The organism is Rhodothermales bacterium (assembly GCA_040221055.1).
GTDB lineage: Bacteria > Bacteroidota > Rhodothermia > Rhodothermales > UBA10348 > 1-14-0-65-60-17.
Map to the genome: position 1 here is coordinate 26,630 of JAVJVN010000019.1, position 12,570 is coordinate 39,199.

Below are 12,570 nucleotides of genomic sequence, written 5' to 3' on the forward strand. Positions count from 1 at the left end.
TCAGGTTGGCTCAGGAAGATTGCGCCTTGCTACGCAGGAATTCCAGGGTATGTTCGACCAGATCGGAAGGTATCTCGACCGAATCGGCATCCTTCACCGCCTGGATGGTGGCTTTGTACTGCTCGAAATAGGCATGGCAGTTCCCGCACATGGCCAAATGCTTCTCGAAGGCCTTGCGATCACGCTCGGGCAGTTCATTGTCCAGATACATCGCAATGAAGGTGTTCACCTTCTCGCACGAGGGCATCCCTTTCAACTTCATCAACAGCCGTTTCATGGTGTTTCTCCGTAATGGTGCGCCTGGTCGTTCATTTGTGCCTGCAGCAGGGCGCGAAGGGCCTGACGGGCCCGGTGCAGACGGACCCGGACGGCTCCGTTCGAAAGGTCCAGCGCGCGTGCGACGTCGTCCGTATCCATTTCCTCGATGTCCCGCATGATGACCACCTCCCGGTAATCATCCGGCAACCGGTCAATGGCGTCATGGACCACCTGCTTGCGATCGGCCAGGATGGCGAATTGCTCGGGGGACCAGGCGTCCACGTGGTGTTCGAACATGCCCCGGTTGAAGGAGGGCTGCAGATGCCCGACGTCGTGTTCGTCCAGTGGACGGGTCCGTTTCGCCTTCCGCAGAACGCCCCGGGCCAGATTGATGCCGATGGCGTACAGCCAGGTCGTGAGTTTGGATTCCCTGCGGAAGGAGTCCAGGCGTTGCCAGGCCTGAAGCCAGGTTTCCTGCATGATGCTGCGGGCCTCATCGTCATCCCCGAGCATGCGGACCAGGATCCGGAACAGACGGGGAGACTCCTGGATGACCAGCTTCTCGAACTCCGTCCGGTTTCCGGCCAGCAGCGCCTCGATATCAACAGGGGATGGGTCGTTGGTCGGCATGGTGTCCGCTTGGGTAGCGGCAGGGGCGTCATTGTTACCGGCCTCCCAACCCGCAGCCGGAGCGGTCGTTCCATGTGCCGTTCGAAAGGCCATTCTGGAAGCGCTTTTCCGGAACGTCTTGTAATGACATGTCATTACAAGTTACGTAAAGACTTGGTTAACGCGTCGACAACTTCGCTCTTCCTGACGTATGTTGCCTTGCTTTTCCACCTGATGAACCAACGCACAGATGGCCAAACAGAAGGCTAAAAAGACGGACGACAGCCGCGACTTCCCGTCTGAAATCAAGATCGACGTGACGTTCCCGACCTATGCGGCGGGCGCTTACGGACACAAGGAACTGGGCCTGTCGGAAGACGACGTCATGGCCATGTACCGCAACATGCTGCTTCAGCGTCGCTTCGAGGAGCGGGCCGCACAGATGTACGGGAAGCAGAAGATTGCCGGCTTCCTCCACCTGTACATCGGGCAGGAGGCCATTTCCACCGGGACCGCCGCGGCCATCAAGGTCGGGCATGACTCGGTCATCACGGCCTACCGCGACCACGGACACGGACTGGCCCTCGGCATGACGGCCAATGAATGCATGGCCGAGCTGTTCGGTCGTATTGACGGCTCGTCGAGAGGCAAGGGTGGCTCCATGCATTACTTCTCGAAAAAGCACGGCTTCTTCGGCGGACACGGCATTGTGGGCGCCCACGTGCCGGTCGGAGTCGGTCTGGCCTTCGCCCACAAGTACAAGGAGGACGGAGGCGTAAGCATATCGTTCTACGGCGATGGTGCCCACGGGCAGGGCGCCATCCACGAAGCCGCCAACCTGGCCGGCCTGTACAACCTGCCGGCCATCCTCGTGGTGGAGAACAACAACTACGCCATGGGTACCGCCATCGATCGGGCGTTCTCGCAGCCGGAATTCACGCATCAGGCCGTCGCGTACGACATGAACGCCGCCGTCGTGGACGGCATGGACGTATTCGCCGTCACGAAAGCCATGCAGGACCACGTCAAGCTCGCACGTGAAGGGAAGCCCAGTTTCCTGGAAATCCGCACGTACCGGTACCGCGGGCATTCCATGTCCGATCCCCAGAAGTATCGCACGAAGGAGGAACTGGAGGAAAAGCAGAACGCCGATCCCATCATCCGACTCAAGAAGTACATCCTGGACAACAAGATGTCGGCCCAGGACAAACTGGATGCCATCGACGAGGAAGTGAAGCAGGAAGTGCTGGACTCCGTGGATTTTGCCGACAACAGCCCCTTCCCGGATCTCGAGACGATCTACGAAGACGTCTACGAAGAGAACGACTACCCCTTCCTGGCCTGAAAAACAACGAATCAACATGGCAGAATTGCAATTCAGAGAAGCCATCCGGGCCGCCATGGTCGAAGAGATGGAGCGCGACGAAACGATCTTCCTGATGGGAGAAGAAGTCGCTGAGTACAACGGAGCGTACAAGGTGTCGGAAGGCATGCTCGAGAAGTTCGGGCCGAAGCGCATCATCGACACCCCCATCTCGGAGAACGGCTTTTCAGGACTCGGAATCGGTGCGGCCATGAACGGCCTGCGTCCCATCATCGAGTTCATGACGTTCAACTTCTCGTTCGTGGCCATCGACCAGATCATCAACAATGCGGCCAAAATCCGCTACATGTCCGGTGGTCAGTTCCGTGTGCCGATCGTGTTCCGTGGGCCCAACGGCGCCGCCGGACAGCTCGCCGCCACGCACAACACGTCGACCGAGTCCATTTACGCGACCATCCCCGGACTGAAGGTCATCTCACCTTCGAACCCGGACGATGCCAAGGGCCTGCTGAAGTCCGCCATCCGCGACGACAACCCCGTCCTCTTCATGGAGAGCGAGGTCATGTACGGCATGAAGGGCGAAGTCTCCGACGCCGAGGACTACATCATTCCCATCGGAAAGGCCCGCATTGCCCGCGAAGGCACGGACGTCACCATCGTGGCGCACTCCAAGTCCTACTGGATTGCGCTCCGCGTGGCCGATCGCCTGAAGGAGGAGGGATACAGCGCCGAGGTCATCGATCCCCGGACCATCCGTCCCTTCGACATCGACACCGTCGTGGAGTCGGTCAAGAAGACCAACCGATGCGTCATCATCGACGAGGGCAACCCGTTCGCCAGCATCTCCTCCGAGATCACCTACCAGATCCAGGAGCGCGCGTTCGACTGGCTCGACGCACCCGTCGTGCGGATTACCGCCAAGGACGTGCCGGCCCCCTATGCCAAGAACCTGATTGAGTACTACATGCCGCAGGAAGAGGATGCCTACAAGGCCTGCAAGCGTGTCATGTACGTCGACTAGACCAACACCCGGACAGCGTTATGGCTATTGCAGTAGAAATGCCCAAAATGAGCGACACCATGGAAGTGGGTGTCGTGGTATCGTGGCTCGCCAAGGAAGGCGACGCCGTTTCTGCCGGGGACGTGATTGCCCAGGTTGAAACCGACAAGGCCACCATGGACCTCGAAGTCTACGACGACGGCGTGCTGCTCAAGCGCGTCACCGCCGAGGGCGATGAAGTGGCCATTGGTGGCCTGATTGCCGTATTGGGCGAGAAAGGCGAAGACATTTCCGGTATCCTGGCGAAATATTCGGGAGATGCGGATTCGGGAGATGCGGGCGCCGAGCCCGCCCCCGACGCCGGCGCCGACGCGGCTGAGCCCACCGATGCGCCGAGCCCGGCCCCATCTTCCGACGATACGGGTCGCATAAAAACGTCCCCGCTGGCCCGGAAACTGGCCTCCGAGCACGGAATTGACCTCGCGAAGGTGAGCGGTTCAGGCCCGGAAGGCCGGATCGTGAAGCGCGACATCGAGGCCGCCATGGAAGGCGGTGCTGCCGCCACCGCCGAGCCCAAAGCCGAGTCGAAGGCCGCCAAACCGGCCGCCGAGCCATCCAGAGCTGCCGCACCCGCTTCGGGCGCGACCGCTGCAGCCGGCACCGCCCCGGAAGTCGTCAAGATCTCCCAGATGCGCAAGACCATCGGTCGTCGCCTGGCCGAGAGCAAGTTCACCAGCCCCCATTTCTACCTCACGATCGACGTCGACATGGAGAAGGCCGTGGCCTTCCGCGATCAGATCAACCAGGCATCATCCGCCCAGGACGGTCCGAAGATTTCCTTCAACGACCTGGTCACGAAGGCGTGTGCCCTCGGACTGCGTCGCCACGCATGGGTGAACGCCTCGTGGATGGAAGACAAGGGCGAAATCCACCTGCACAGCGAGGTCCATGTGGCCGTCGCCGTGGCGGTGGACGAGGGGCTGCTGACGCCCGTCATCCGGCATGCCGACCGGAAGGGACTCGGTGACATTGCAACGGAAACCCGGACGTTGGCCCTCAAGGCCCGCGACCGGGAATTGCAGCCCGAGGAGTGGAGTGGTTCGACGTTCACCACCAGCAACCTCGGCATGTTCGGAATAGAGGAGTTCACGGCCATCATCAACCCGCCGAATGCATGCATCCTGGCCATTGGCGCCATCCGGGACACCCCGGTGGTGAAGAATGGCGGCGTCGTGCCGGGCAAGCGCATGAAAGTCACCCTGTCGTGCGACCACCGCGTCGTGGACGGAGCGACCGGCAGCGAATTCCTGGCGACCGTGAAGGGTTATCTCGAGGATCCCCTCACCATGTTGCTCTGACCGCCCTCCGCGGTCTGCAAACCTCATCCAGCACGTGGCCCGGATAGCACACATCTCAGACATCCACTTCGGAAAGATTGCCCACCCGGACATTGTCCAGGCGATCGTCGAGGATGTGAACCGGGAGGGTGTGGACCTGGTCGCCGTGAGCGGGGACCTGACGCAGCGCGCGTTCCCGACCCAGTTCAAGGCGGCCCGGGCCATGCTCGACGCCTTCGAGGCGCCCTGGCTCGCCGTGCCCGGCAACCATGATGTGTTCCCCTGGTGGCGCCCGGAACTGCGGCTCTCGGTGCCGGTGCAGCGCTTCAAGGAGTTCATATCGGACGACCTGACGCCCAACGTGTCCGTTCCGGGCGCCCACGTGCTCGGTGTGAACTCGGCCCACGGGTGGACGGTCATGGGAGGGAAGCTCGGCGCGGCCACGCAGGCCGAAATCCGCACCGGGTTCGACCGCGCCGAGCCGGATGACGCCCGTATCCTGGTGGTACATCACCACCTCCAGGCCCTGAAGCAACTCGGCCCGCACGACGTATCGCGGGGCGCCACGCAGGCCCTCCAGGCCGCTGCCGACGCGCACGTGGACGTCATCCTGTGCGGTCATCTCCACATTTCGCACGTGGACCACGTCACGGCCTGGTCATCCAGGAAGCACGAGCGGCGCATCCTCGTGGTGTCTGCCGGTACAGCCACCAGCACGCGCGGCAGGGCGCATCACCGGAAGACAAACTTCTACAACATCCTGGAAACCGACAAGACGCACATCCACATCCAGGAACGGCAGTTCAACCCGGACCGATTGTCGTTTTTCATATCGAACGGGCACACGTTCCAGCGGGTTTAGCGGCCGGACGCCCTCTCAGCGCAGTAGAATCATGCGCCCGGTGGCGCGCCATTATCGGAGCAAAATCATACGCCCGGTGGCGCGCCAGGCCGAGCCCGCGCCGCGGCCCGCTCCCGCCGCCTCCACCACGTACAGATACGTTCCGGAGGCCAAACCGTCCGCGCTGAACCGCAGCGACGTATGCCGACCGGCCGGGAATGTGCCCGCATCCTGCCGGGCCACCACGCGACCGAGCAGATCCACAACCGTAAGACGTACGGCGGCCGGCTCCGGCAGATCGAAGGGGATGACCGTGGTTGGGTTGAACGGATTGGGGTAATTCTGCCCGAGCCGGTATTCCGTTGGAAGTTCGGCGCCCGGGTTGGCGGGGTCGCCATCGGCCGAACCGTCGGCGGAACCGTCGCCCGAACTGTCACCCTCCACGCCCGTGGAAATCCAGGAATCCAGGAAGAGGCCGGTGGAGGACGCGAAGTCCAGCCGTCCGTCCGTGGCGATGAACAGGCCGTAGGAACCAGACGCCGGGGTCAGGTCGATGCTGAAGACGTCCCCCGTGTGGTCGGGAAGGGCAAGCACCGCATAGTGTTGGAGGCGGGCTTCCGGGTTGAATGGCGGATTGGACACGGTGGGATACAATTCCCCGGGAGCCGCACCCTCGTTGAAGAAGATCGGCATGCCACCGGCTTCCGTCATCACGATCTCTGCGTTTGTCGATCGGGCGTTCAGGAGCCTTCCGGACACCGTGCCGTCCCCAGGAGTCACCGCAAATGCCGGAATGGGCTCTACCACAGCAAAACCGAGAACGGGCACGGCACTGCCATCGCCACCCGGCGCCAGCACCAACCAGGCCTGCTCGCCGTCCGAAACGGTCACTTCCCGGCTCTCGACAGACCCGCCATCACCCGCCTCCATTCCTCCCTCGTCCTCGGACCCCACAGACCATGAAAATGTACCCGGACGGACCCGGATCGAATTTGTAACCTGCGAGGTTACAAATTCAAACACCTCTCCGCCGACCGTCATGGACGCCGGACCGTCCACCGCGTTGACCAGGACGATCCGGCCCGAGCCGGCTTCCGTGGTTTCGGTGGTCCCCACCCCGAATTCCACGCCCTGCTGCGACAGGAGCCCCGTTGCGTCGATCTGGCGGACAATCAGGGAGGAGCTGGTGGAGGAGGCAATCGGCGATCCTCCCGGTGCTGTCCACGGCGCGGCCCACGAACCACTCGACGCACCGCCAGAGGATCCACCCTGCAGCCCGGCGTCCCGACGGAGCAAGCGATGCTCGGCAGCCGGCCCGGCAATCACACCGGGCAGCGCCACCGATACCGTGACGGGCTGCGATTGCGCGAAGTTCACAGAGGACGCCAGGGTCCAGACCACGGGACCAACATCCACCAGAACGCGGCCATCGGACGCCGTTACCGGCAGGCCTTCACGCGAAACCACCTCTGAAGATCGCACACCGGCAACCAGATCGGTACTTGACAGCAGGGGCGAGGCAAAGGTGATGGTGAGGGGCGTGTAGGCGTCTGCCGTTCCGACCGGAAACACAAAATCTTCCCGGGTCTCCGACGGTGCGCGGCGTCCCGTTCGGCCAATCACGTGACTGGGGCCATTCCCGGCGGATCGTTCAAACCCGCCGCTGGATCCCGGAAGCAGCAGCAGGCCGTCCCCGACGTCCAGGCGCCCACCGTCCAGGGACAACTGCTCGGCGATGGTAAGCGTAACCGGTGTGGCATCGGTCCGACGTACGCGCAACCGTGCCGTGGCGCCGTGCTGCTCCATGCGCAATCGACCCAGCAAGGGATCTCCGTTCGTGTGCCAGGTCTGGTCCGTGCCTGTTACGAACACTTCCGAAGCCTGGGAAATGGGCAACGTTGTCTCCAGGTCCCGGGCCACGCGAAGAACCAGCCCGGAGAACGCACCTTCGAGCCGGGCGGGACCCGACGCGGTCAGGTCAATGCTGCCCGAAAGGGAGGCAGAAGGCCCCAGAAACGTCTCGCCAAGCACCTCGATGGTGGCGAACTGGGCCGATGTCACCGTGACATCCCGTACACTGAAGGAGCCCGACGCCAGAAGCGGGTTTCCGTCCAGGCGTACAACGGCACTGCCTGCCGGCCCGCTCACGGCGCGGATGGCCAGGTTCCGCACGGACAGCCCGCGGGTCAACCGGACAGACGGGGCCACCCCTGATGTTTCTTCCAGCGTCATGTCCACGTCATTCAGCAGCAATCCTGCAGGCAGGATCGCGGTGCCGAGGTCGAGTCGGCCGATGCGTGCCGCGACCCGGGCCTGCACGGGTCCCCCGGTAATCCCGCCGGTATCTCCCGTAAGCGTGCCCGGAGACGCCGAATCCAGCTGTTCCACTTCCCACGTGGCGCCCGGGGCCACGGCAATGGTCTGTCCGGTGGCCTGCAGGCGTCCGGAGAATACATGCAGTCCGGCCGACACGGTCAGGCTGCTGTTCAGCCGCAATGTATGCTGGACCGTTCCATGGTTTCCCGCCATGATGACCAGGTGCCCGACCGTTTCAGGCAACTCCAGCCCCGTGGTCAATTCACTGAGCTGGAATCCGGTCGACGTGCCGGAGAGTGTGCCGTCATCCAGGTCGTAGAACACGTTGGGAGGGGCGGAGAGGGTCAGTGGATGCGACAGGGTGCCGGTACCGCGGCGGATGATCCACGCCCCATCGCCCAAGTGGATATCCGTAGGGGCTCCGGCGACCATCGATGCGCCGCTGCGACCGAATACCAGCCTGCGTTCCACGCCCAGGAACCCTCCGGAAATCCGGACCTGGACAGGCCCGGATATACGGAGGTTGTCCACGTGGGACTCCGCCAGGACGTCAATGGAAGCACTGCCCGCGCCGCTGACAATGACTTCGCCGTGCTGTCCGTCAAGGGACGCGAGAAGCATATTCCCGGCATCGACCCCGTTTCCGCGTACATATCCGCCGCCGAGCGTGAGGATGCCGGCCGTACTGCCCGTGATCTCCAGGTCATTCCCGCCCAGGTCAAGCACGCCGGACTGGAGCACGACCGGGGCTCCGCTCGATACGATGACCCGGGACCCGGAGTCGCTTTCAACCCGGAGTGTGTCCGTCCCGGCATCCACCAGGAGACCCACGGATTGCAAGGACAGGTTGTTGCCCAGTGTCAGTCGGGATGCACCGAGGAAGCGCATTTGGCCGGATTGCGATGAGAGATCACCGAAAAAACCGTCTGAACTGCCATCCCCCGGAGTGCCGTCCCGGTCCATGTGCACGTTCGCACCGTCGAATATGACATGATGGGAGCCCACGAACACATCGCCATTGACCAGGTCGAACCGGTCCGTAATGAGCAGGTCCGATCCGAGAAGCGTGTCGTCGCTCGATGCCGGTGCGTCCATGCGGAGCCGGGCGATTCCTCCGGCGGCCACCAGGTTGGCACTCCGGGTCATGGTCACGTAACCGGCCATCGACCCGTCCGCAATGCTGGATTCCGTGCTCGGCTCGAGATCAATCCGACTGCCTGCAGGAACCCGGATGTCCGGATTTCCACCGATGTTCAGGCTGCCGTTGGCACCGAACAGGATTTCACTCGCATCCAGCGAAAGGAGCGCGGCGGTTATTCCTGCGCCCAGTCGGACGGGTTGACGGACCGTGTACCTCGCTCTCGAGGCCGTGAAGCGCTCTGAAATCTGCAGCGGGGTATCGCCGAACAGCGTGACCGTGCCGCTGGATGCATGCAAATCAACCGCCTGGCGGATATTGACCAGCGAAGCGGACCCGGTCGGTTCCAATCGCAGCCGATCGATACGGGAGGGCGTATTCGTCGCGCCGGTGAGGGATGCGGCATCGCCCCGGACGACCAGATGTCCGGAACCCGCAATGGTGCCTTCAATCCGATGGTCGGTACCGGATCCCGCCAGCAGCAGATTCACCCCGGACAGGCGCAACAGCGCACCGTTCTCCACGCGAAGAACACCGGCAATTGTGGATTCCTGCGCAGGTCGGATGCCGAAAACGGGTGGGGTGTTGGAGGCATCGACCGCTCCGACCACCAGGTCATCGATCAAACCGGACTGGAATTCCAGGCCCGGCGCATACAGCGTCTGGATGCTTCCGTAATACCGCAGGTTGTACCGCGAGGACGGATCGAACGACGGGGTGCCACTCCATCCGCGACCGTCCGGAAGGCTGGTTTGCGCTCCGGACCCGCTGCCCGTCACGTTGTCCGAAAGGTTCAGGTGGACGGTCGGGCGGTTCTCAAACAACAGGGTATGCGATCCGATGGCCAACCCCCCGGATCGGAAGTCGATGTCGCCCCCGACCCGGACGATCGCGTCGGGGGACGATACGGGGATGGATGTCTGGTCGTCGGACAGCTGCACGCGCAGGGCACCCAGGCGACCGGCAGCCTCGATGGCGAACGCATCGGATCCGGAAGGGCCGGTAAGGGACAATGCGCCGGTGCTGGACGTTGCGCCACTTCCAGGCGCCAACGTTGCGCCCGAAAGGGTGCCGCCAACCGTCAGGGTCGGAGACGGGCCCGCGCCCGTCATGATGACCGCACCGTCCAGGATATCCAGCGTCCCGGGAATGCGCACGTCGTCGGAGACGACCAGTTGACCGGTACCGAGTCCGGTCCGGGATTCCACGACCAACCGGGCCAGGTCCATGCTTCCGTTCACGTCAACCGATTGGGTGCCCTGACCGTTCAGGATCAACTCCGAGTCCGCCAGGGATACGAGTCCACCGTCGGACGCCAGATTCCCGGCCAGTCGCAGGAAGACGCCCGTCATGCTGATGTTGCCGGCGGACTGTGTGAGGGAACCGGTGATGTTCAGGGTGGATCCGGACTCCGCCAGCCAGACGCCCCCGCTCATGTCCACGGAGGACTGGATATTGATCGTGCTCCCGGAGGCGACCATGAGGGTGCCCCGGCGCAGGGAGAGACGTCCCGCAAGGGATGCGGACTCCGTGAGGGTCACTTCGAATCCATTGATGACCAGTGACGGGAGCACAATGGATTGGAAGCCTGAAATGCGTTGGGGCTCCGAACCGTCCATCGTAATCGTTGCACCGTCAGAAGCGTCCAGGATGCCGCCGTTCTGGACCAGATCGCCCTTCAGGTACAGATTGGAACTGTTTTCGAGGGACAGCTCTCCGGCCAACAGGTCGAGGTCCGATGCAATGGAAACGGTTCCTGATATCTGCACGTTTCCGCCGGGAGCATCCATTGTCAGTACCGGGAGCACGAGAAGGATATCAGAATCCAGGGTCATTGTGCTCCCGGACTCGGCACCGATACCCTGGACGGGCCAGTCGATGGAAGCGGTCCGTAGGCGAACAACACCGCCGAACCGTGCCGGCACGTCGCTCATGAGCACGGCCGATGCGAAGAGGACCTCCAGTCCGTCCCGGAAGGAGAGTCCGTTCGGGGCCACCAATTCGAGGCTCCCACCGGTCACGGAGACGGGTTCCCGGAATGTCAGCAGGTCGGGACCGGCAATGCGGCCCATCGAGGCCACGGATGTCAATCGGGGCAATGTGGCTGTCGATGCCCAGTCCACTGCGGTGGCCGATGCACCGAGGTGGAGGGTGCCTGCAAAATCATCCAGTTCGGCTCCGGTTTCGATGTTCGCCGCGTCATGGAGGGTCAACTCGGCGGTGGGGGCGGCCGCGAGCCGGCCGCCGACCGCGAGGCGGTCGGCCGAAAGGCTCGCGGCCGCCCCCAGGGTTGTGTGGCCGCCAGCCGGGACGTCCAGCAGACCGAAATGGCCATTCCCGGCCAATATGGCGGTATCCGTGGCGGTCGGGCCCGCCTGGATGGTCAGTCCGTCAATAGCCCCCTCATTCAGGATCTCACTCCCGTCCAGGGCAAAAAGGAGGGGGGTGGCCAGGTAAGACCCTGACCGGATGGCTGCACTTGCCCCATCGGCGCTCACGTGGCCCTGCTCCTGTACCTGGAGCAATCCCGTAACCTGCACAGGGCCCTGGGGCGTTGTCTGGGCTTGGATGGTGACCGTTCGGGGCAGCTGGGTGGTTGCGCCCGCGGTCCCAATGCGCGTCATGGTGCCAGCCAATGTCAGTTTTCCGCTGGAGGTGGCGTCGTCGAAGCCGGCAATGGCCGCATTGGCGGTCAGGAAAGTGATTTCAGCGTTCTGTGCACCGAAAACCAGCCGGTTCACATTGATTGAACCGGCTCCACCCCCACTTCCACCTCCTCCATCCCCACCTGTCGGGCTGCCGAAGGAGACGGAAGCGGTTCGCGTCAGTACCAACTCCGTGTCAAAACGCAATTCGCCTGTGAACCCGGGCTCCAGCGGTGCCGCCACCGCCGAACCGGTGAACGTGACGGTATCCAGGAAGTCCGTCCGACCGGATCCACCGACCGTTAGCAGGGCCGGGTCCAACGCGATGGCTGCATCCAGCCGGACGGCGCCTCCATGTGCGATCTGCAGGGCCATGGATTCCGGCAGAAGGCCTTCTGTGATGGTCAGGTCGGGATTGGCACCGTCCAGGACCACGCGGCGCATCGTCTGGCTCGGCGAGTACACGGGTTGGCCGATCAGCATACCCTCTGCAAAGCGGATTCGGGCCTCAGCGGAGGCAATCCGTCCCACCGCATCTTCCAGAACCAGGGATACGGACTGCACATCGAGGGTGCCCGCCCGCAGTTCCAGGCTGCGGAGAACGCCATCCCGTCCGGATCCCGGAGTGTTCAGGATGCCGGTCCCGAGGACCAGCCGCGATGCGGTGCCCGACAGGAAGCGGACCGTCCCTCCGGGGTTGTCGATGGCCAGGAAGCGCTCGGACACGCGGATTTCGTCGTTGCCCGCAAAGGACTCCAGCACGAAATCCACATTCTTGCCGGCTCCTGTCATCAGGACCCCGTCCCCGTCCGGCCCCAGGAAGTATTCCCCGCCGGCCACGCACACGATCTGGCCATCGGATGCACGCGTGAATCCGGTCTCCAGGGATCGGAGGGGCTGCACCTGTGTACCCGGGTTGGCGTCATCGCCGTCCGATGCATTTATATACAGTGTGCATTGCTGGGCCCGGACCGGTGACGCGGCCATGGCCAGGACAATGCAGGTGAGCAGAAGGAATCGGAAAGGCGTCATTGCGGACCGGATGGTTGGAGGTCCCGGCATGGGCCGGGCGGGACCCAAAATAGGGAATCGGGGACGCCGG

The 12,570-nt window shown here is 63.3% G+C and carries 7 protein-coding genes; 4 read left to right on the plus strand and 3 right to left on the minus strand.

From position 1 onward, the window contains the following. Positions 1-10: 10 nt before the first annotated feature. Both RIE53_12030 and RIE53_12035 read right to left on the minus strand, forming a co-directional pair. Positions 11-277: a zf-HC2 domain-containing protein gene (locus RIE53_12030; GenBank protein MEQ9105411.1), complete on the minus strand. Its 267-nt coding sequence runs from the start codon at positions 275-277 to the stop codon at positions 11-13. Beyond that, positions 274-888: a sigma-70 family RNA polymerase sigma factor gene (locus tag RIE53_12035; GenBank protein MEQ9105412.1), complete on the minus strand. Its 615-nt coding sequence runs from the start codon at positions 886-888 to the stop codon at positions 274-276. The genes RIE53_12030 and RIE53_12035 overlap by 4 nt, the downstream gene beginning before the upstream one ends. Before the next feature lie 229 nt (positions 889-1,117). Between RIE53_12035 and pdhA the strand changes: the two genes are divergently transcribed. From pdhA to RIE53_12055, 4 genes are read left to right on the plus strand one after another with little or no spacing between them, the layout of a single operon-like run. Continuing rightward, positions 1,118-2,212 (plus strand): pyruvate dehydrogenase (acetyl-transferring) E1 component subunit alpha, encoded by a 1,095-nt coding sequence (gene pdhA / locus RIE53_12040; protein MEQ9105413.1) that lies wholly within the window; start codon positions 1,118-1,120, stop codon positions 2,210-2,212. Then, the gene (locus RIE53_12045) at positions 2,130-3,212 is read left to right on the plus strand and encodes a pyruvate dehydrogenase complex E1 component subunit beta (GenBank protein MEQ9105414.1); all 1,083 of its coding nucleotides are present in this window, start codon (positions 2,130-2,132) and stop codon (positions 3,210-3,212) included. Before pdhA ends, RIE53_12045 begins: the two co-directional genes overlap by 83 nt. 20 nt (positions 3,213-3,232) lie before the next feature. After that, positions 3,233-4,549, plus strand: coding sequence for a dihydrolipoamide acetyltransferase family protein (locus tag RIE53_12050; protein ID MEQ9105415.1), 1,317 nt, complete (start codon positions 3,233-3,235; stop codon positions 4,547-4,549). 34 nt (positions 4,550-4,583) lie between these two features. Continuing rightward, complete coding sequence (locus RIE53_12055; GenBank protein MEQ9105416.1) at positions 4,584-5,390, plus strand: metallophosphoesterase; 807 nt, start codon at positions 4,584-4,586, stop codon at positions 5,388-5,390. A gap of 51 nt (positions 5,391-5,441) precedes the next feature. Here RIE53_12055 and RIE53_12060 read toward each other — a convergent pair whose 3' ends face one another. Further along, positions 5,442-12,530 carry a hypothetical protein gene (locus RIE53_12060; protein ID MEQ9105417.1) on the minus strand — a complete coding sequence of 2,363 codons (7,089 nt, stop codon included), beginning with the start codon at positions 12,528-12,530 and terminating at the stop codon, positions 5,442-5,444. Positions 12,531-12,570 lie beyond the last annotated feature (40 nt).